General features: G+C 72.1%; 16 protein-coding genes and 1 pseudogene. 7 read left to right on the plus strand and 10 right to left on the minus strand.

Features of this window, described 5'->3' with window-relative positions; all coding sequences use genetic code 11:
* Positions 1-282 precede the first annotated feature (282 nt).
* Together ACH4ZA_RS03975 and ACH4ZA_RS03980 are read right to left on the minus strand one after the other, a co-directional pair.
* Positions 283-1,197 (minus strand): hypothetical protein, encoded by a 915-nt coding sequence (locus ACH4ZA_RS03975; protein WP_398427874.1) that lies wholly within the window; start codon positions 1,195-1,197, stop codon positions 283-285.
* Entirely contained in the window at positions 1,194-2,357 is a 1,164-nt protein-coding gene (locus ACH4ZA_RS03980; protein WP_398427875.1) for an SPFH domain-containing protein, read from the minus strand. The genes ACH4ZA_RS03975 and ACH4ZA_RS03980 overlap by 4 nt, the downstream gene beginning before the upstream one ends.
* Positions 2,358-2,519: 162 nt before the next feature.
* On the opposite strand from ACH4ZA_RS03980, the gene ACH4ZA_RS03985 reads away from it, so the two are divergent.
* A complete protein-coding gene (locus ACH4ZA_RS03985; RefSeq protein WP_398427877.1) occupies positions 2,520-3,743 on the plus strand; it encodes an arginine deiminase in 1,224 nt (407 codons plus the stop codon).
* A 59-nt stretch (positions 3,744-3,802) separates the two neighbouring features.
* On the plus strand, positions 3,803-4,828 hold the full coding sequence (argF, locus tag ACH4ZA_RS03990; protein WP_398427879.1) for an ornithine carbamoyltransferase: 1,026 nt from the start codon (positions 3,803-3,805) through the stop codon (positions 4,826-4,828).
* 177 nt (positions 4,829-5,005) lie between these two features.
* Here argF and ACH4ZA_RS03995 read toward each other — a convergent pair whose 3' ends face one another.
* On the minus strand, positions 5,006-5,467 hold the full coding sequence (locus ACH4ZA_RS03995; protein ID WP_319278262.1) for an ATP-binding protein: 462 nt from the start codon (positions 5,465-5,467) through the stop codon (positions 5,006-5,008).
* 326 nt (positions 5,468-5,793) lie between these two features.
* On the opposite strand from ACH4ZA_RS03995, the gene ACH4ZA_RS04000 reads away from it, so the two are divergent.
* Together ACH4ZA_RS04000 and ACH4ZA_RS04005 are read left to right on the plus strand one after the other, a co-directional pair.
* A complete protein-coding gene (locus ACH4ZA_RS04000; RefSeq protein ID WP_319278260.1) occupies positions 5,794-6,621 on the plus strand; it encodes an enoyl-CoA hydratase family protein in 828 nt (275 codons plus the stop codon).
* Positions 6,622-6,920: 299 nt separating this feature from the next.
* Positions 6,921-9,281, plus strand: a complete 2,361-nt coding sequence (locus ACH4ZA_RS04005) for a bifunctional salicylyl-CoA 5-hydroxylase/oxidoreductase (protein WP_398427881.1) — start codon at positions 6,921-6,923, stop codon at positions 9,279-9,281.
* Positions 9,282-9,513: 232 nt separating this feature from the next.
* On the opposite strand, the gene ACH4ZA_RS04010 is transcribed toward ACH4ZA_RS04005, so the two are convergent.
* Both ACH4ZA_RS04010 and ACH4ZA_RS04015 read right to left on the minus strand, forming a co-directional pair.
* Positions 9,514-10,326, minus strand: coding sequence for a PaaX family transcriptional regulator C-terminal domain-containing protein (locus ACH4ZA_RS04010; RefSeq protein WP_319278241.1), 813 nt, complete (start codon positions 10,324-10,326; stop codon positions 9,514-9,516).
* Positions 10,327-10,341: 15 nt separating this feature from the next.
* Positions 10,342-11,946, minus strand: a complete 1,605-nt coding sequence (locus ACH4ZA_RS04015) for an AMP-binding protein (RefSeq protein ID WP_398427882.1) — start codon at positions 11,944-11,946, stop codon at positions 10,342-10,344.
* Between the two features lie 431 nt (positions 11,947-12,377).
* Between ACH4ZA_RS04015 and ACH4ZA_RS04020 the strand changes: the two are divergent.
* Together ACH4ZA_RS04020 and ACH4ZA_RS04025 are read left to right on the plus strand one after the other, a co-directional pair.
* A pseudogene (locus tag ACH4ZA_RS04020) lies at positions 12,378-13,505 on the plus strand (acyl-CoA dehydrogenase family protein); the annotation flags it as partial.
* Between the two features lie 272 nt (positions 13,506-13,777).
* Positions 13,778-14,179 (plus strand): Rid family hydrolase, encoded by a 402-nt coding sequence (locus ACH4ZA_RS04025; protein ID WP_319278237.1) that lies wholly within the window; start codon positions 13,778-13,780, stop codon positions 14,177-14,179.
* A gap of 286 nt (positions 14,180-14,465) precedes the next feature.
* Here the strand turns inward: ACH4ZA_RS04025 and ACH4ZA_RS04030 are convergent, their stop codons facing one another.
* A complete protein-coding gene (locus ACH4ZA_RS04030) occupies positions 14,466-14,660 on the minus strand; it encodes a DUF5999 family protein (protein WP_319278235.1) in 195 nt (64 codons plus the stop codon).
* A gap of 229 nt (positions 14,661-14,889) precedes the next feature.
* On the opposite strand from ACH4ZA_RS04030, the gene ACH4ZA_RS04035 reads away from it, so the two are divergent.
* Positions 14,890-15,315 (plus strand): DUF6299 family protein, encoded by a 426-nt coding sequence (locus tag ACH4ZA_RS04035; protein WP_319278233.1) that lies wholly within the window; start codon positions 14,890-14,892, stop codon positions 15,313-15,315.
* Between the two features lie 158 nt (positions 15,316-15,473).
* On the opposite strand, the gene ACH4ZA_RS04040 is transcribed toward ACH4ZA_RS04035, so the two are convergent.
* From ACH4ZA_RS04040 to ACH4ZA_RS04055, 4 genes are all read right to left on the minus strand, one after another.
* Entirely contained in the window at positions 15,474-17,003 is a 1,530-nt protein-coding gene (locus ACH4ZA_RS04040; RefSeq protein ID WP_319278230.1) for a UDP-N-acetylglucosamine 1-carboxyvinyltransferase, read from the minus strand.
* A 64-nt stretch (positions 17,004-17,067) separates the two neighbouring features.
* Entirely contained in the window at positions 17,068-17,268 is a 201-nt protein-coding gene (locus tag ACH4ZA_RS04045) for a DUF4236 domain-containing protein (protein ID WP_319278227.1), read from the minus strand.
* 421 nt (positions 17,269-17,689) lie between these two features.
* Positions 17,690-18,487 (minus strand): helix-turn-helix domain-containing protein, encoded by a 798-nt coding sequence (locus ACH4ZA_RS04050; RefSeq protein WP_398427883.1) that lies wholly within the window; start codon positions 18,485-18,487, stop codon positions 17,690-17,692.
* A gap of 93 nt (positions 18,488-18,580) precedes the next feature.
* Positions 18,581-19,414: an alpha/beta fold hydrolase gene (locus ACH4ZA_RS04055; RefSeq protein WP_398427884.1), complete on the minus strand. Its 834-nt coding sequence runs from the start codon at positions 19,412-19,414 to the stop codon at positions 18,581-18,583.
* Between the last annotated feature and the right edge of the window lie 308 nt (positions 19,415-19,722).

Raw genomic sequence — 19,722 nt, forward strand, 5'->3', positions numbered from 1 at the left:
CCCCGGTTCGCCTCGTCCGGCTGGGGCAGCCTAGGCCCGACCTTTTCGACCGGGCAGCCCGTCCGACCGGGTTCAACCCGTCCGGCTGGTTCAACCCGTACGGCCCGTCCCGCCCGTCCCGCCCGTCCCGCCCGTCCGGACGGTCCGGACCGTCCCGCGACGCACCGCGTGGGGTTGCGGTGGCGGCGTCGGGGCGGGCCGTGAGCGTGCCCCGCCCGAGCCGCGCGGTGGATCGCCCACTCCGGTCGGCCGGGCCACCGGCCCCGGAACGCCGACGCCCGGTCACCCCGCCAGCCGCAGCCGCTCCCCGCACACCCCCACCCGCACCCGCTGTCCCCACGTCAGTTCCAGCGCGTCGCTCTCGATGCCGTCGCCGAAGGCGATGAGGCGCTCCGACTCGACCGTCAGCGTCAGCCGGCCGTCGGCCGCGAGCTCTCCCGCGACCAGGGACGTTCCGGTCGCCGGCGACGGCCAGGCCTCCCGGACGAACCACACCAGCCGGTCCTCCGTCGGCCCCGGCAGCCGCAGGCGACCCTCGCCCCCGGCCCCGCCCCGCTCCTGCCACACGGAACGGAGCCAGCCGGTCGCCCCGGTACCCGTGCCCACCAGCACCCCGGAGGAGGCCTGGGCCTCGACGGCACCCCCGTCGCCGTCGAGGCCCAGGCGGTATCGGGCGGTCTGATGACCGGCGGCGCCCAGGTAGATCTCATTGAGCGCCAGCAGCCGCTGGGTGTCGTCTGCGACCGCCTCGACCATGGTCAGCTCGTCCGTGCCGGCGCCCGCAGCCGCCACCGACCGCAGGAGCGACGCGGCGTCCTGCGGCCGGTGCCGCACCAGGACGCCCGGGTTGCGGCCGGGGTCGCTGTCGATGCCCACCACCGGTTGCCCCGTCAGGTACTTGGCGACGTTCGCCACCAGGCCGTCCTGGCCGACCACGACCACCACGTCCTCCGGCGCGAACAGAAAACGGTCCAAGTCGCCCCGCTCGACCCGTGTCTGACGCCATGTCAGAGGAATGGCGGCCGTCACCTCAGCCAGCGCCCGCCGGGTGCGCCGATGCCGTTCGGCGACCTCCTCGATGTCCCGGCCCCGCGAGGAGAGGAAGAACGCGGCCTGGCCGTGCGTGCCGTGCCGGGCCGTCAACTCCTCGTACTCCGTGGTGCGATGGACCAGCACGGCCCGCGGGGCGAGACTCACCGGGCTGCTCCCAGCTTGGCGAGCAGCCCCGTGAGCACGTCCGGCGAGATCGTCACGCTGTCGATGTGCGGCAGGTTCTCCGCGAGCCGCGTCCCGGTGAGGGCGTGCAGCGTCGCCACGTCGACGTCCCCGTGCACCCGCAGCCACGCGGCCTGCGCCTGGGCGCGCGCCTCGCCGACCTCGCGTGCCGCCTCCGCCTCGGCGCGGGCGAGCCGCACCGAGCGCGCCGCCTCCGCCTCGGAGAGCCGGGCCAGGCGCACCGCCTCCGCCTGCGCCAGCCGCTCGGTGCGCAGCCCTTCGGCGTCCGCCAGCTGGATCTGCTTCGCCGCCTCCGCCTCCGCGAGCTTCACCGACCGGGCGGCCTCCGCCTCCGCGAGCCGCACGGTCCGCGTCGCCTCGGCCTCGGCCCGGACCTTGTCGGCGGCCGCGCTCTCCTCCGCCTCACGACGGGTGTTCGTGCCGCGCTGCTCGACCAGCTGCTCCTCGCGGCGGGCCAGCTCGATCTTGCTGGCCAGCTCGTTCTCGGCGATCGTCCGCTCCCGCTCGACGGCCACCGCCCGCCGCTCGTACGTCGCCCGGTCGGCCTCCTGCTGGATCAGCTCGCGCGCCGGAGTCCGCAGCGCCCGCTCCACCTCGGGCTCCGGGCGGAGCGCCACCACCCGGACGGCCACGATCTCGATGCCGGTGGCCGGCAGCCGCGGCTCCGCCGCCAGGCCCGCGGCGACCCGCTCCCGGACCGCTGTCGCACCGTCCACCAGCGCCGACGACAAAGAGGTGCGGGCGAGGACGTCCAGCGCGTGCTGCTGCGCCGTCTCGGTCAGCAGGGTGCCGAGCTGTTCGAGCGGCGCGCCGCGCCACGCCCCGGTGTCCGGGTCGATGGAGAAGTCCAGACGGGCGGCCGCCACGGCCGGGTCGCTGATCCGGTACGTCACCGTGGCCTGGACCGCCACGTCCTGGAAGTCGACGGTGCGGGCGTGGAACGTCATGGCCAGCTCGCGGTCGTCGACCGGGACCTCGGAGAGTGCGGCGCTCAGCGCGCGGTACCAGAAGCTGAGCCCCGGCCCGTCGTGCGCCAGCTTGCCGGAGCGGTGGTGGCGTACGTGCGCGGTCGGAGCGCCGCGCAGATGGCGCCAGCCCAGCCGCCGGGTGATGTCGGCCATGAGTGACCCCCCTCGGTCTCGATTCTCGTCAAAGCGACGATAAGAAAACGATAGTCCGCCCTCCCCTTGTCGTCAAGAGGACGAAAACAAGGAGTGGAACAAGCCCGCGCGGAAACGGTCCAGTAGCGGGTGAAGGCGGTCCTCGGTGGTCAGGATGGAGGCATGGGATTCCATGTCGACTCCGAGGCCGGGCGCCTGCGCCGCGTCATCCTGCACCGGCCGGATCTCGAGCTCAAAAGGCTCACACCCAGCAACAAGGACGCACTTCTCTTCGACGACGTGCTCTGGGTCCGCCGGGCGCGCGCCGAGCACGACGGGTTCGCCGACGTGCTGCGCGACCGCGGCGTCGCCGTCCACCTCTTCGGCGACCTGCTCACGGAGGCCCTGGCGATCCCGGCGGCCCGCGCGCTCGTCCTGGACCGCGTCTTCGACGAGAAGGAATACGGGGTGCTCGCCACCGACCACCTTCGCGCCGCCTTCGAGGACCTCCCCGCCCCGCAGCTGGCCGAGGCCCTCGTCGGCGGCATGACCAAACGGGAGTTCCTGCAAGCGCATCCCGAACCGACGTCCGTGCGCTTCCACGTCATGGAACTCGACGACTTCCTCCTCGACCCGCTCCCCAACCACCTCTTCACCCGCGACACCTCGGCCTGGATCTACGACGGCGTCGCCATCAACGCCATGCGCTGGCCGGCCCGGCAGCGCGAGACCGTCCACTTCGAGGCCATCTACCGGCACCACCCCCTGTTCCGCGGCGAGACGTTCCGCGTCTGGTCCGAGGGTCAGGCCGACTACCCCTCCACCATCGAGGGCGGGGACGTCCTCGTCATCGGCAACGGCGCCGTGCTGATCGGCATGAGCGAGCGCACCACCCCCCAGGCCGTCGAGATGCTCGCCCACAAGCTGTTCGCCGTCGGCTCGGCCCAGACCATCGTGGCGCTCGACATGCCCAAGCGGCGGGCCTTCATGCACCTGGACACCGTCATGACGATGGTCGACGGCGACACCTTCACCCAGTACGCGGGCCTCGGCATGCTGCGCTCCTACACCATCGAACCGGGCGTCGGCGAGAAGGAGCTGAAGGTCACCGACCACCCGCCGGAGCACATGCACCGCGCCATCGCCGCGGCCCTCGGCCTCAGCGAGATCCGCGTGCTCACCGCCACCCAGGACGTGCACGCCGCCGAACGTGAGCAGTGGGACGACGGCTGCAACGTGCTCGCCGTCGAACCAGGCGTCGTCATCGCCTACGAGCGCAACGTCACCACCAACACCCACCTGCGGAAACAGGGGATCGAGGTGATAGAGATCCCCGGCAGCGAACTCGGCCGGGGGCGAGGAGGCCCGCGCTGCATGAGCTGCCCGGTCGAACGCGGCCCTGTATAGAAATGCCAATCTTCGTATAGAGTTCCAGTGTCCTGTTCTCGTACCTCTGGAGCGCCCCCATGGCGACTGTCCCGACCGCCCTCGCCGGCCGCCACTTCCTCAAGGAGCTGGACTTCACGCGGGAGGAGTTCCGCGGCCTGGTCGAGCTGGCCGCCGAGCTGAAGGCCGCCAGGAAGGCCGGGACCGAGGTGCAGCACCTGCGCGGCAGGAACATCGCCCTCGTCTTCGAGAAGACCTCGACGCGCACCCGCTGCGCGTTCGAGGTCGCCGCCGCCGACCAGGGCGCCTCGACCACGTATCTGGACCCGGCCGGCTCGCAGATCGGCCACAAGGAGTCGGCGAAGGACACCGCGCGCGTGCTGGGCCGCATGTACGACGGCATCGAGTACCGCGGCGACAGCCAGCACAAGGTCGAGGAGCTCGCCGCCCACGCGGGCGTACCGGTCTTCAACGGGCTCACCGACGACTGGCACCCCACCCAGATGCTCGCCGACGTGCTGACGATGACCGAGCACTGCGCGAAGGGCCTGGACGGCCACATCGCCTTCGCCTACCTCGGCGACGCGCGCTTCAACATGGGCAACTCCTACCTGATCACCGGGGCGCTGCTCGGCATGGACGTCCGCATCGTCGCGCCGAAGGAGTACTGGCCCGCCGACGAGGTCGTCGCCAAGGCCCGCGAGCTCGCCGCGGACAGCGGGGCCGCCGTCCTGCTCACCGAGGACGTCGCCGAGGGCGTGCGCGGCGCCGACTTCGTCGCCACCGACGTCTGGGTCTCCATGGGCGAGCCCAAGGAGGTCTGGGGCGAGCGGATCGCCGCCCTCGGCCCCTACGCCGTCACCATGGACGTCCTGCGCGCCACCGGCAACCCGGACGTCCGGTTCCTGCACTGCCTGCCGGCCTTCCACGACCTGGGCACCGCGGTCGGCCAGGAGATATTCGAAAGCCACGGCCTCGACTGCCTCGAGGTGACCGACGAGGTCTTCGAATCGGAGCACTCCGTCGTCTTCGACGAGGCGGAGAACCGTCTGCACACCATCAAGGCCGTGCTGGTCGCCACCCTCGCAGGACACCCGCGTCGCTGAACCGGAACGCGTCGCTGAACCGGCACGCGTCGCTGAACCGGAACGCGGCGCTGAGCCGGGAGGCGGCCCTCACGCCGGACGCGCCGCTCACGCCGGACCAGGCGATCACGCTGGACCTGGCCCTCACGCCGGACGCGCCGCTCACGCCGGACCAGGCGATCACGCTGGACCTGGCCCTCACGCCGGACGCGGACCGCGCTGCGGCGGCACCGCGGCCAGCCTGAACCACACCGCCTTGCCCTGATCGGTGGGCCGGTGCCCGCAGGACGAGCTGAGCGCGCGGATCAGCAGCAGCCCGCGTCCGTGCTCCTGCCAGGGGTCGGGCTCCCTGCCGGACGGACGGGTGAGGTCGCCCGGCGGCTCCGGGTCGGCGTCGTGCACCTCGACCTGGCAGCCGCCCGGATGCAGCTCCACGACCAGCTCTATCGGCGCGTCCCCGGCGGTGTGCTCCACGGCGTTCGCCACCAGCTCGGCCGTGAGCAGCTCCGCCGTGTCGCTGTCCGCCCCGTGCTTCAGCTCGGCCAGCGCCGTACGGACCAGTGCACGCGCCACCGGCACGGCCGCGGCAGAGTGCGGCAGTGCGATTCGCCAGGAGGCGGCGGAGTCGGAGGGGCGTTCGTGCAAGGCGAGTCCGTTCATGGCGCAGGTTCCCGTGATCGACATCAGGCGGTCCTGCCTTCAATTTCAGGAATGGTACGGCGACCTCCGGCAGAGGCGCTCGGCGGGCACCGTGCGGGACGTTCAGACCCCGCTGTCGGGCGGCTTACCCGCGCCAACGCTCTCCCTCTCGCACCTGATCCGCTTGTTACCGCCTTATCGACGACCGGTGACGTGTGTGACGGGCGTACGCCGTGCGGTGACACGGCGGCACAGGGCGATTCTGCCCCCCTCGCATATCGCGCACTCATGACGACAGTCACAGGAGAGTGATAACTTCGAAGGCGACCGTCGAGGAGGCCGCCCTCATGAGTCCCTTCACCGGCTCCGCCGCACGCACCCCCGACTGGCGTCATCTGCACGTCGAGCACACCGACGGCGTCGCCACCGTCACCCTCGCCCGCCCGGAAAAACTCAACGCCCTCACCTTCGGCGCCTACGCCGACCTGCGCGACCTGCTCGCCGAGCTGTCCAGGGAGCGGTCGGTCCGCGCCCTGGTGCTGGCCGGCGAAGGCCGCGGCTTCTGCTCCGGCGGCGACGTCGACGAGATCATCGGCGCCACCCTCGGCATGGACACCGCCCAGCTCCTCGACTTCAACCGGATGACCGGCCACGTCGTACGGGCCCTGCGGGAGTGCCCGTTCCCGGTGATCGCGGCCGTGCACGGGGTGGCCGCCGGCGCCGGCGCGGTCCTCGCACTGGCCGCCGACTTCCGGGTCGCCGACCCCGGCGCCCGCTTCGCATTCCTCTTCACCCGCGTCGGCCTCTCCGGCGGCGACATGGGAGCCGCCTACCTGCTGCCCCGGATCGTCGGGCTCGGCCACGCCACCCGGCTCCTCATGCTCGGCGAACCCGTCCGCGCCCCCGAGGCCGAGCGGATCGGCCTGATCAGCGAACTGACCGAGGAAGGACAGGCCGACGAGGCCGCCCACGCCCTGGCCCGCCGCCTGGCCGACGGCCCGGCACTCGCCTACGCCCAGACGAAGGCGCTGCTCACAGCCGAACTGGACATGCCGCTCGCGGCCTCCGTGGAACTCGACGCCGCCACCCAGGCCCTGCTCATGAACGGCGAGGACTACGCCGAGTTCCACGAAGCGTTCACCCAGAAACGCCCCCCGAAGTGGCGAGGCCGATGAAACCGCCTTCGAGAACAACCCCTCCCGCGACACCGGTTTCCGAAACAACGCCTTCGGGGAAGCCGGTTTCCGAAACTACGCCTTCGGGGAAGCAGGTTTCGGAGACGGCAACGTCGAGGAAACCGCTTACGGAATCGGCAAGGGCAACGGCAACGGCAACCTTTGTGAAGCCGGTTTCCCCGACCACGGCTCCCGAGGCGGTGCACTCCGAGACACCGGTTTCAGAAACGGCAACCCCGGCGACACCGCTTTCCGGAACGGAGAGCGGCCGGACGTCGGCGTCGGCGGCGACGTCCTCCGTGCTGCGGAGAGACGCCGGCGCCGCGACCCGCCGCAGCCCGCGACGGGCCCCGTCCGGCCACCCGCAGCCGTCCGCCCCGGCCGGCCGTGCCCGGCGGATCGCGATCATCGGCGGCGGCCCCGGCGGCCTCTACGCGGCGGCCCTGCTCAAACGCCTCGACCCCGGCCGCGAGATCACCCTCTGGGAGCGCAACGCACCCGACGACACCTTCGGCTTCGGCGTCGTCCTCTCCGACGAGACCCTGGGCGGCATCGAGCACGCCGACCCCGTCGTGTACCGCTCCCTGCGGGAGGACTTCGTCCGGTGGGACGACATAGACATCGTCCACCGCGGCGTACGCCACACCTCCGGCGGACACGGCTTCGCCGCGCTCGGCCGCCGCAGACTGCTGGAGATCCTGCACGAGCGCTGCCGCTCCCTCGGCGTCGACCTGCGTTTCCGCACGCAGGCGCCCGCCCCGGCCCGCCTGGCCAAGGAGTACGACCTCGTCATCGCCGCGGACGGAGTGCACAGCGCCACCAGGGAGACCTACGCGGAGGTGTTCGAGCCGCGGGTGACCGGCCACCGCTGCCGTTACATCTGGCTCGCCGCGGACTTCGCCTTCGACGCCTTCCGTTTCGAGATCGCCGAGACCGAGCACGGCGTGATGCAACTGCACGGCTACCCCTACGCGACCGACGCCTCGACCGTGATCGTCGAGATGCGCGAGGAAGTGTGGCGAGCAAGCGGTTTCGACGAACTCGACGAATCCGAGTCCGTCGCGCGCTGCGCCAAGATCTTCGCCGACGCGCTCGGCGGACGGGCCCTGAGATCCAACAACTCCGCCTGGACCACCTTCCGCACGGTCGTCAACGCACGGTGGTCGCACCGCAACGTGGTCCTCCTGGGCGACGCCGCACACACCGCCCACTTCTCGATCGGCTCCGGCACCAAGCTGGCCGTCGAGGACGCGCTGGCGCTCGCCGCCTGCCTGGACGAACACCCCGACCTCCGCACGGCGGCAACCGCTTACGAGGAGGAACGCCGACCCGTCGTCGCCTCCACCCAGCGGGCTGCCCGCGCCAGCCTGGAATGGTTCGAGAACCTCGGGCTCTACCTCGGTCAGCCGCCCCGACGGTTCGCCTTCAACCTGCTCACCCGCAGCCGCCGCGTGACCCACGACAACCTGCGGCTGCGCGACCCTCGTTTCACCGGAGCCGTGGAGCGCGAGTTCGGCTGCCCGCCCGCGACGCCCCCGATGTTCACCCCGTTCCGGCTGCGCGGTCTGACCCTGCGCAACCGTGTCGTCGTGTCACCCATGGACATGTACTCGGCGGTGGACGGTCTTCCCGGCGACTTCCACCTCGTCCACCTCGGCGCCCGTGCCCTCGGCGGAGCCGGACTGGTGATGACGGAGATGGTGTGCGTGTCCGCGCCGGGGCGCATCACCCCCGGCTGCACCGGCCTCTACACCGACCGGCAGGCCGACGGCTGGCGGCGCGTCACCGACTTCGTGCACGAGCACGCACCGGGAGCCGCGATCGGCGTGCAGCTCGGCCACTCCGGACGCAAGGGTTCGACGAGGCTGATGTGGGAGGGCATGGACGAACCGCTGCCGGACGGCAACTGGCCGATCGTGGCCGCGTCCCCCCTGCCGTACAAGCCGGGCAGCCAGACACCGCGCGAACTCGGCCGCGACCAACTGCTCGAAGTGCGCGACCAGTTCACGGCGGCCGCTCGTCGGGCCGCACGAGCCGGCTTCGATCTTCTCGAACTGCACTGCGCGCACGGCTACCTGTTGTCCGGCTTCCTCTCCCCGCTCACCAACCGCCGCACGGACGCCTACGGAGGCTCTCTCGACGGCCGGCTGCGCTTCCCGCTCGAGGTCTTCGACGCGGTCCGGGAGGTCTGGCCCGGCCGGCGACCCATGACCGTCCGCATCTCCGCCGCCGACTGGGCCGAGGGCGGCACGTCGGCCGACGACGCCGTCGGCATCGCCCGAGCGTTCGCCGAGCACGGCGCCGACGCCGTCGACGTCTCCACGGGACAGGTGGTGGCCGAGGAGCGGCCCGACTACGGGCGTTCGTACCAGACGCCGTTCGCCGACCGGATCCGTCACGAGGTGGGCGTCCCGGTCATCGCGGTCGGCGCCATCTCTTCCTGGGACGACGTCAACTCACTTATCCTCGCGGGCCGTACCGACCTGTGCGCCCTCGCCCGGCCTCACCTCTACGACCCGAACTGGACCCTGCACGCGGCCGCGGAGCAGGGCTACACCGGCCCGGGCGCCGACTGGCCCGCGCCGTACCGTGCGGGCAGCAGACCCCCGCGCACCGGCCGCGCCGACGCCCCCAAACCCCGCCTGAACCTCGGAAGATGAAGTCGGCCCGCCCCGAGCGGGAAGAGGACTGTGCGGGATCGGACCGGGCTGCACCGGACAGTGCCGGCCCGGAGTATGCCGGCCTGGGCCGTGCCGGACCGTGCCGGAGCGTGGCCGGACCAGGCCGGGCTGGTCCGGCACGCAGGAGCACAGGCCGAAATCCGGCCGGCCCATTGCCGAGACAGGGCCGGGACAGGGCCGAACCCGGGCCGAACCCGGGTCGAGCCCGGGCTCAGACCCCGACGAACTCCGCGCCCGCGTCGCGCAGCCGCTCGTGCAGCCCCTGGAAGACGGCCGCCGAACGCGTGCCCGGCCAGTCCCGCGGCAGCAGCCGGGCGGGCAGGCCGGGGTCGACGTAGGGCAGATGACGCCAGGAGTCCAATGCGAGGAGGTAGTCGCGGTAGGCCTCCTCGGGCGGAGTGTCCGGCCGTCGACTCCAGTCCCGCAGCACCCGCTCGTGGCGGTCGAGGAACGTCTCGTGCTCCTTGGCGATGGCCGCCAGGTCCCACCAGCGGGCGACGGCCTCGACGGTAGGCGCAAAGCCGAGATGCTCGCCCCGGAACAGGTCGACGTACGAGTCCAGGTGCAGCCGTCGGAGCGTGTGCCGGGTCTCGTCGTGCAACCGTGCCGGTGCGATCCAGACCCCCGGAGCCGCCGTGCCGAACCCCAGCCCCGCCAGCCGCGAGCGCAGCACATGCCGTTTCTGCCGTTCCGACTCGGGCACCGAGAACACCGCCAGCACCCAGCCCTCGTCCGCGCCGGGCGTCGTGCCGTAGACGCGCCGGTCACCGTCCTCCAGCAACAGCCGTGCCTCGACGGACAGTTCGTAGCCCGCGGCGCCCTGCGCGGTACGCGCCGGCAACAGCAGTCCGCGGCGTTTCAGCCGCGAGACCGAAGAGCGCACAGACGGCGCGTCGACGCCGACCGCGGCGAGCAGCCGGATCAGCTCGGCGACGGGCACGGGCCCTGGGACGAAGCGGCCGTACGCCCCGTAGAGCGTGACGATGAGAGACCGAGGTGCGGGCTGGTCGGACACGTTGATCATCTTAGGTCTTCGGCATCACGGCTGGTCACCTTCGGTGAAACCGTTTGCGCGCAGCCGGAAACGCTGGAGCTTGCCGGTCGCCGTGCGCGGCAGCGCCTCCAGGAAGACCACCTCGCGCGGGCACTTGTAGGGCGCGAGCTCCTCCTTCAGGAAGGCGCGCAGGGTCTCGGCGTCGCGCCGCGCACCCTCCCGCAGGACGGTGAACGCGACCACCGACTGCCCGCGCCGCTCGTCGGGCCGCCCCACGACCGCCGCCTCGAGCACGTCGGGGTGACGCAGCAGCGCCTCCTCGACCTCGGGCCCGGAGATGTTGTACCCGGCCGAGATGATCATGTCGTCCGCTCGGGCCACGTACCGGAAATAGCCGTCGGACTCGCGGACATAGGTGTCACCGGTGACGTTCCAGCCGTCGCGGACGTACTGCTGCTGCCGTGGGTCGGCCAGGTACCGGCAGCCCACCGGGCCGCGCACGGCGAGCAGTCCGGGCTCGCCGTCGGGCACGGGCGCACCGGACGCGTCCTGCACGCGCGCGTGCCAGCCGGGCACCGGAACGCCGGTGGTGCCGGGCCGGATCCGCTCGTCCGCGGCGGAGATGAAGATGTGCAGCAGCTCCGTGGCCCCGATGCCGTTGATCAGCCGCAGACCGGTCCGCTCGTGCCAGGCGCGCCAGGTGGCAGCGGGCAGGTTCTCGCCGGCGGAGACGCAGCGGCGCAGGGACGACACGTCGTGGTCGTCGAGATCGTCGAGCATCGCGCGGTAGGCGGTAGGCGCGGTGAACAGCACGGACACGCGGTGCGCGGCGATCGCCGGCAACAGCTGCCGGGGACCCGCCTGCTCCAGCAGCAGCGCGCTCGCGCCGGCCCGCATGGGGAAGACGACGAGGCCGCCGAGGCCGAAGGTGAAGCCGAGCGGTGGGCTGCCCGCGAAGACATCGTCCGCAAGCGGTTTCAGTACGTGTTCCGAGAACGAGTCGGCTATCGCCAGCACATCCCGGTGAAAATGCAGGCACCCCTTGGGACGACCGGTGGTGCCGGACGTGAACGCGATGAGCGCAATGTCGTCGGAAGCGGTTTCGACAGCCCGAAAGGGCTCCGCCGACGACGGCCGGTTCAACAGATCGTCGGCGTCGTCGCCGCCGTATGTCGTGATCCGCAGACCCGGTGCCTCGGCCTTTGCGAGGTCGTCGACGGCCCGCACGTCGCACAGCGCGTGCCCGACCCGGGCGATCTCGCACATGGTGCGCAGTTCGTGCGGTCGCTGCTGGGCCAGGACGGTAACCGCGATCGCACCCGCTTTCAGCACGGCCAGCCAGCAGGCCGCCAACCACGGCGTGGTGGGCCCCCGCAGCAGCACCCGGTTGCCGGGGACGACCCCCAGGTCTCCGGTGAGCACATGCGCGATCCGGTCGACCCGGGCACGCAGACCGCCGTACGTCCACGACGGCCCGGACGCGGTGTGGAACACCGGTCGCTCCGGCGCGGCCCCGTCGAGCAGCTCGACGGCGCAGTTCACCCGGTCCGGGTAGTTCAGCCCGGGCAGGTCGAAGCGCAGGTCGGGCCAGTGGTCGGGCGGCGGGAGGTGGTCGCGCGCGAAGGTGTCGACGTGGGCCGAGACGTTCATGGGTGTTCGCCCCCTTGCCTGGATGGACTGTCCGGCTGGGCTGCCCCGGAGGGCGTCGTCATCGTCGTGGGACCGCGCAAGGAGCGTATCGCGTTGGTGACGACAGTCAACGGTACGCGATACGGTGGGGGAGGAGCGCGGACGGCGCGACCGTGCGGACCCCTCCCAGGGGCACCGCGCGGACGGTCGACAGGCCGCACGGTCGGCCCTCCCGGACACGGGAGGACTGCGCCGCAAGGACGAAGCCGCAGACCGTGGCGGCCGGCCGCCAGTTGCCGGCCGCCGGCAGTCAGCGGCCAGGGGACAAGGGAGGGCCGGTCCGCACGGACGGCAGCGGAAGGCCGCGACGGCCGTACGCGACCGCGCGGACCAGTCATGGCACAGGGGATCAGTCACGACTCAGGGGATCGTCACGGCACAGGGGAGAGGCGATGACCGCAGGGACGCCCGCGTTCTCGATCGATCCGGCACGGACCGCTTGGTGCGCCGAACTGCGCACGCTGGCCGCCGACCGGCTGCGCCCGCTCGCCGAGAAGGGCGAACCGGGCCGGGTCAACCGGCCGCTCGTCGCCGAACTCGGCCGACTGGGGCTGCTGTCCCGGCTCTTCACCTCCGGCGCGGTCGACCTCTGCCTGATGCGCGAATCCCTCGCGTACGCCTGCACCGAGGCCGAGACGGCACTCGCGCTGCAAGGCCTGGGCGCCCATCCGGTCCACGCGCACGGCACCCCCGCCCAACGCCGCCGCTGGCTGCCCGAGGTCGCCGCCGGCACCGTGGTGGCCGCGTTCGCGCTGAGCGAGCCCGGCGCGGGATCCGACGCGGCCGCGCTGTCACTGGCCGCCGAGCGCGACGGAGCGGACGGCTGGCGCCTGACCGGCGAGAAATGCTGGATCTCCAACGCGCCCGAAGCCGATTTCTACACCGTTTTCGCCCGCACCACGCCCGGGGCCGGCGCGCGGGGCGTCACCGCCTTCCTGCTCCCCGCCGACCGCCCCGGCCTGACCGGATCCGCCCTCGACATGCTCTCCCCGCACCCCATCGGCGCCCTCCGCCTCGACGCCGTCCCCGTCACCGCGGACGACGTGCTCGGCGAGCCCGACCGCGGCTTCCGCGTCGCCATGGGCACCCTCGACCTGTTCCGTCCGAGCGTCGGTGCGTTCGCCGTCGGCATGGCCCAGGCCGCGCTCGACGCCACCCTCGCCCACACCGCCCGGCGCGACGCGTTCGGCGGCAAGCTGCGGGATCTGCAAGCGGTTTCGCACCAGGTCGCCGAGATGGCGCTGCGTACGGAGGCGGCCCGGTTGATGGTCCACGCGGCGGCCACCGCGTACGACGCCGCCGCTCCGGACGTCCGCCGGCGCGCCGCGATGGCCAAGCTGCTCGCCACCGAGACGGCGCAGTACGTCGTCGACGCGGCCGTCCAGCTTCACGGCGCGCGCGCCCTGTGCCGTGGCCACCTGCTCGAACACCTCTACCGGGAGGTACGCGCACCACGGATCTACGAGGGCGCCAGCGAGGTGCAACGCGGCATCATCGCAAGGGAGTTGTACGCGGAACTCGCACAGTGGGCGGACCACGGGGAACCGCCCGCGCCCGCCGGGCAAGTGCGTCGGGACGCCCCCGCCGGTCCGCCTGACCGGATCGCCGGGACCGACCGGAGTGCGCAGTCGGACCGGGTCGCCCGGTCCGACAAGAGCGCGCAGTCGGACCGGAGTGCGCAGCCAGGTCGGTTCCTGGGGGCCGAGGAGACCGCGGGAGGCGGCCTGACGGGAGTGCGGACCGCACGGTCGCCACACGTCGCACAGCCCGAGCGAGCCGACCGGGAGGCCGAGTGACTGCGGAGCGCGTCAACCCGCCCGGGCTCTCGCCGCCCACCGGCTTCTCCCACGCCGTCGTCGCCACGGGCAGTCGCATCGTCTTCCTGGCCGGCCAGACCGCGCTGGACGCCGACGGGACGGTGGTGGGGGAGTCGTTGCCGGAACAGTTCTCGCGGGCGCTCACGAACCTGCTGGCCGCGCTGACGGCGGCCGGCGGCACGGCATCCGACCTGGCGCGCGTCACCGTCTACGTGACGGATGTCGCCGCCTATCGTGTGCACGCCGCGGAACTGGGCGCGATCTGGCGGCGGTCGGCCGGCCGTGACTACCCGGCCATGGCGGTCGTCGGAATCGTCCGCCTCTGGGACGAGCGGGCACTCGTCGAACTGGACGGATTCGCGGTGCTGGACCACTGACCGACCGGGTTCACGACCCGCGGCGCAGCCCCGCGATCACCGGACGCCCGACCGGCGATCCCCTCCCCGGACCGGCGATCCCCTCCCCGGACCGGCGACGCCCCCTCCCCGGACCGGCGGGCGCGACCGCCACCATGGTGGAACGCGGGTGACCGGGAGCGGATCGGCCGGGCGTTCTGATCAAGTGGGTCGGACCCGGCGGATCGGGTCGAGTGGGTCGGGCCGACTGGGTCGGACCCAGCGGGTCGGACCGGACGGGCCAGGTCGGGTGGGTCAGGTCGGCCGGTCAGGCCGCGACGGCGAGCTGGTGCACCGTCACGCGGTGCGGGGCCACGACACGCCCGTCGGGAAGCAGTTCGCCCGAGTCGTCGAAGACGATCGTGCCGTCGCACAGCAGGTTCCAGCCCTGCTCGGGGTGCGCGGCGACGACGTGCACGGGACGGACGTCGGCAGCAGCGCCGGGAAGCTGGTGGGAACACATCGTGCACCTCCACGTCGGCGGGGTCGGCCGTCCGGTCGGCCCGCATGGATAGACCATGCGCTCGGCCGGGCACCGCCGCCAGGGCGCGGCCGAAAGCGTGACAGCACCAGGACAACTCCCGGACGGTACGTCGACGACCGGTGCGGACTCGCCACCGAAGGAGTGACGATCACCGCCCCGGACGCGCGCGCCCGGTACCAGTGGAGCCCCCACAACAGGAGGTTCTGCCATGTTCTTGCGCCCCGCCCTGTCCGCGGCCGCCGGTGCCGCCCTGCTTCTGCTGGCCGCCCCCGCGGTCGTCGCCGTCGCCGACCCGACGGAGTCCGTCACGGTCGACCCGGTCGGCCGCATCGCCGCCGACGGCACCGTCACGCTCTCCGGCACCTACCGCTGCGTCGCCAACACGGGCCCGGTCTTCCTCAGCTCCTCGGTCGGCCAGGCCTCCGACGTCACGCACGGCATCGGCGGCACCCGTGCCGTGTGCGACGGCGCCGAGCACACCTGGAAGAACTCCGGCAAGGCGACCCCGAACGACCTCGCCCCCGGCACGGCACGCGTCGAGGCCACCCTGATGGAACTCCGATCCGACGGCGGCCTGCCCCTGCCCCGCTTCCACGCGTCACAGAAGCGGGACGTCACCCTGACCGGGAGCTGAGCCTCGCCCCTGCCGCGCGGCGGTCCCCGGAGCGGGCCGACGGTGCACACCGGCGGTCCGGGCGGCGACCGGGACCGCCGAACGCGGTGCCGACCTCACGGTCCGGTCCGCCCCCGTCGGCCGCGATCACCGTCCCTCGCGGTCGTCCCCCTGACCCCTCAGATGTCCCGGAAGATCTCGATCTGCGCGCCGATCGAGTTCAGCCGCTCGGCCAGATCCTCGTAACCGCGGTTGATCACGTACACGTTGCGCAGCACGGAGGTGCCGTCCGCCGCCATCATCGCCAGCAGGACGACCACCGCGGGCCGCAGGGCGGGAGGGCACATCATCTCGGCGGCGCGCCAACGCGTCGGACCTTCCACCAACACGCGGTGGGGGTCCAGGAGTTGCAGGCGTCCACCGAGCCGGTTGAGGTCCGTCAGGTAGATGGCGCGGTTGTCGTACACCCAGTCGTGGATGAGGGTCTTGCCCTGGGCGACGGCCGCGATGGCCGCGAAGAACGGGACGTTGTCGATGTTGAGGCCGGGGAACGGCATCGGATGGATCTTGTCGATCGGCGCCTCCAGCTTGGAGGGCCGGACCGTGAGGTCCACCAGCCGGGTGCGGCCGTTGTCGGCCGGGTACTCCGGCGTGCGGTCGTGGTCGAGGCCCATCTCCTCCAGGACCGCCAGCTCGATCTCCAGGAACTCGATGGGCACCCGCCGCACCGTCAGCTCCGACTCCGTGACGACGGCGGCGGCCAGCAGGCTCATCGCCTCGACCGGGTCCTCGGAGGGGGAGTAGTCCACGTCCACGTCGATGTCCGGGACGCCGTGCACGGTGAGCGTCGTGGTGCCGATGCCCTCGACCCGGACGCCGAGCGCCTCCAGGAAGAAGCACAGGTCCTGGACCATGTAGTTCGAAGAAGCGTTGCGGATGACGGTTACCCCGTCGTACCGGGCGGCCGCCAGCAGCGCGTTCTCGGTGACTGTGTCCCCGCGCTCGGTCAGCACGATCGGCCGGTCCGGACGGACGGAGCGGTCGACGACGGCGTGGTACTGCCCTTCCGTCGCCGCGACGTCCAGCCCGAACCGGCGCAGGGCGATCATGTGCGGCTCGATGGTCCGGGTGCCGAGGTCGCAGCCGCCCGCGTAGGGCAGCTTGAAGTGGGTCATCCGGTGCAGCAGCGGGCCGAGGAACATGATGATGGAGCGCGTGCGCACGGCGGCCTCGGCGTCGATCGCCGCCATGTCCAGCTCGGCCGGCGGCACGATCTCCAGGTCGACGCCGCCGTTGATCCAGCGGGTCCGTACGCCGATGGAGCCGAGGACCTCGAGCAGCCGGTAGACCTCCTCGATGCGGGCGACCCGACGCAGCACCGTGCGCCCCTGGTTGAGCAGCGAGGCGCACAGCAGGGCCACACACGCGTTCTTGCTGGTCTTCACGTCGATCGCGCCGGACAGCCGACGGCCGCCCACGACCCGCAGATGCATCGGCCCCGCGTAGCCCAGAGAGACGATCTCGCTGTCCAGGGCTTCACCGATTCGAGCGATCATCTCAAGGCTGATGTTCTGGTTGCCCCGCTCGATGCGGTTGACGGCACTCTGGCTGGTTCCGAGCGCCTCGGCCAGCTGTGCCTGTGTCCAGCCCCGGTGCTGCCGGGCGTCACGGATGAGCTTGCCGATGCGTACGAGGTAGTCGTCTGCCATGAGGCTGAGGTTATCTCACATATGAGATGGCGCCTCTTGAGGGGGCTGTTCGGGTGACATGCCGTCAACGCTGCCTGGCGCGACGGGTACGGCGCCACCCGAAAGGTCCGGGCAAATCCATTGATGTCGTGCGACGTCCGGTACTGCTGTGCGTGTGACGCGGCCCGTGCCGGCCGCCTCCGGTCGTGATCGACCAGGAGTGCCGGTTGATGTTCAGCCGCACCCCGGGAAGGATGCGGAAACTCTTGCGGAAGGTGAGGGGCATCGAGCCTCCTTCGTCGCGAAGCGTCCGTCGGTCGACGTCTACCCCGGCTCGGCGTACCCATGGCCGGGACGCTCGAGCGGCGCGCGTTCGGCACGCCTCCAACGCGCCCGTTGCGCACCCGACATGCCGCTGGAGGCGTCCACGGCGAGGAGCGGGTGCCGGCTTCCGTGCCTTCCGCTCGGTGCGTGGCGGAGATCACGGACGGTGCGCGCGCCACCGGCGGCAGACTCGTGTCCGCCCCTGACGGGAGGGGCCCGGCATGGTGGGCCGTGCGTGGAATGCGGCGTTCCCCGGCAAGGGGGCGGCGATGTCCTTTGACAGCCAAGTTAGTCCGGTGCGATGCCCTGACCTGGCGCGACTAGGTTGGATGTCAAAGGACAGTTATCGGTCGGGAGCAAAGTGCGGGCCGCGGCTGGGCGGTTCAGCGCTGGCCGGAACCGCGTGCGCCACCTGCCACGGGCCTCCCTGCCCGCCAGGAGGCCGGCCACGCGACGTCGTCGATCGCCAGCCACGGCGCGGCGGCGACGGCAGTCGGCGTGAGCCCCGTAAAGGCCTTCACTTCGCGGTGCAGATGGGACTGGTCGACGTAACCGCTCTCGGCCGCGACACCGGCGGGAGGGACACCCGCCGCGAGCAGATGGGCTGCATGGTCGAACCGCACCAGCTGGGCGGCCCGCTTGGGGGTGACGCCGAGCTGCGCCCGGAAACGCGCCCACAGACGCTTGCGGCTCCAGCCGACCTCGTCCGCCAGGCCGTCGATACGCATCCGGCCCCTGCTGGCGACCGTCCGCCCCCAGATGTGAACGACCTCCGGATCGACCCGCAGGCCGTCCCCGATCCGCCGGCGGACGGCGTCCGCCGCCATCGCGAACCGCTCGTCCCACGATCCGGCTGTACGCAGCCGCTCCTCGAAGCGCCCGGCGTCGCGGCCCCAGACGTCCGCCAAGGACTCCACGCTCCCGCTGCCCCCGGCCGACGAGCCGAGCACTGCGGCCGCCACAACCGGCTGCAGCCGGATCTGCAGGCACTCGCCCACCAGGCCGGACGCCCGCAGCTCCCCGGGGGCCAGGCCGATCACGACACTGCCGCGTCCGTGCCGCCCCTGCGTGTCGCAGACCAGACCGTCATCGCCGCTCAGATCGATGAGCAAGGTGACGGACGGATGCGCGACCATCGCGATGTCGACGGGCGCGGGGACACGGTGGCGGAATCCGGCCATGCTGATGCCCGGCAGCCGGTCCGAAGGCTCCGGTACTGCGATGTCAACGCCCGACCACGCGGGTGGCACGCCCTGCGACAACACGGCGCCAGTCTAGGCCGGGCCTGCCGGCGGGCTTCCGGCGCACAGGGTCGCGAAGTCCAGCAGCAGCCGGCCCACCGGCTCGGGCGCTTCCAGCATGGGCATGTGCCCAACGCCCGGCAGCATCTCGACCCGCACGCCCGGCACGACGTCGTACTGGCGCGCCGACGCCGGATCCCACCGGGGATCGGCGCCGCCGAAGACCACGAGCACCGGGAGCCCGAGGGTGGCGAGCCGCTCGGGCACGGACTGCTCGGCGAGGTACGCGGTGTTCTCGCGCAGCACCTTGCGGAACGCGCGGTACGTGGTGCTCCGCGCGTCGGCGACCATGCCGGGCGGAATGGGCGCAGGCCCGGCGAGCGTGGCGCCGATGCCTTTGCGGATCATCGCATCCGAACGCTGCCACCACAGCAGCGGCCCGAAGGGCGGTGCCAGCATCACGCGGAGGATGGCCGGCTGCGGCAGGAGCGCGTCGGGGTGCGGGCCGGTGCTGATCATCGCCAGCGAACCCACCAGGTCGGGGCGCTGCTCCGCGAGCGCGGTGGCGACGTATCCGCCGCTGGAGTGGCCGGCCACGGTGACGGCGCGCAGCCCGAGTTCGTCGAGCAGCGCCGCCACGCGGCCCGCCTGCGCCGGAACGTCGTAGGACGTGGCGCGCGGGGACTGGCCGCAGCCCGGGAGGTCTATCCGGACGACATGATGACGGTCGGCGAGGGCCGGGACCACCGGCCCCCAGGAGGCGCCCGAGGCTCCAGATCCGTGGATGAGCAGCACTGGCGGCGCGTCCCGCGGTCCGTCACGGTCCACATGCATCGGCTGCGCGTGCTGTGCGTCGTGGGCGTTCATGGAGCGATAGTGCGGGGGGCGGCGGCTGCCGGTCTTGTACGAATGTCGCCAATGGCCCGTGGCGGGCGCGCCCCGCACGACTAGGTTCGCTGCCAAAGAAGCCGAAACGGCTGGGTTCGCTGTCAAACGACTCGGTTGGATGACAAGGGACAGGCGAGCCCGGGCATGACCATTCCGCGCCCATGTACTAGAGTTATCTCGACATCGAGATATCTGCCGAGGCGCACCGCAGCCGCCACGCCAGTAAGGCTTGCCTAACTTAGCTTGCCCTGAGCTGATCGGCCAAGTCCGCGTGACGGCAGGATGCG

The sequence above is a fragment of the Streptomyces sp. NPDC020597 genome (assembly GCF_044335095.1).
Lineage (GTDB): Bacteria > Actinomycetota > Actinomycetes > Streptomycetales > Streptomycetaceae > Streptomyces.

Bases quoted from the DNA above. Each gene is read 5' to 3' on its own strand.
- ACH4ZA_RS04050 (WP_398427883.1), bottom strand. From the start codon at position 18,487: ATGGCCGGATTCCGCCACCGTGTCCCCGCGCCCGTCGACATCGCGATG.
- ACH4ZA_RS04055 (WP_398427884.1), bottom strand. From the start codon at position 19,414: ATGAACGCCCACGACGCACAGCACGCGCAGCCGATGCATGTGGACCGT.
- ACH4ZA_RS04035 (WP_319278233.1), top strand. From the start codon at position 14,890: ATGTTCTTGCGCCCCGCCCTGTCCGCGGCCGCCGGTGCCGCCCTGCTT.
- ACH4ZA_RS03995 (WP_319278262.1), bottom strand. From the start codon at position 5,467: ATGAACGGACTCGCCTTGCACGAACGCCCCTCCGACTCCGCCGCCTCC.
- ACH4ZA_RS03985 (WP_398427877.1), top strand. From the start codon at position 2,520: ATGGGATTCCATGTCGACTCCGAGGCCGGGCGCCTGCGCCGCGTCATC.
- ACH4ZA_RS04000 (WP_319278260.1), top strand. From the start codon at position 5,794: ATGAGTCCCTTCACCGGCTCCGCCGCACGCACCCCCGACTGGCGTCAT.
- ACH4ZA_RS04010 (WP_319278241.1), bottom strand. From the start codon at position 10,326: ATGATCAACGTGTCCGACCAGCCCGCACCTCGGTCTCTCATCGTCACG.
- ACH4ZA_RS04045 (WP_319278227.1), bottom strand. From the start codon at position 17,268: ATGCCCCTCACCTTCCGCAAGAGTTTCCGCATCCTTCCCGGGGTGCGG.
- ACH4ZA_RS04030 (WP_319278235.1), bottom strand. From the start codon at position 14,660: ATGTGTTCCCACCAGCTTCCCGGCGCTGCTGCCGACGTCCGTCCCGTG.
- ACH4ZA_RS04015 (WP_398427882.1), bottom strand. From the start codon at position 11,946: ATGAACGTCTCGGCCCACGTCGACACCTTCGCGCGCGACCACCTCCCG.
- ACH4ZA_RS04040 (WP_319278230.1), bottom strand. From the start codon at position 17,003: ATGGCAGACGACTACCTCGTACGCATCGGCAAGCTCATCCGTGACGCC.
- argF (WP_398427879.1), top strand. From the start codon at position 3,803: ATGGCGACTGTCCCGACCGCCCTCGCCGGCCGCCACTTCCTCAAGGAG.
- ACH4ZA_RS03980 (WP_398427875.1), bottom strand. From the start codon at position 2,357: ATGGCCGACATCACCCGGCGGCTGGGCTGGCGCCATCTGCGCGGCGCT.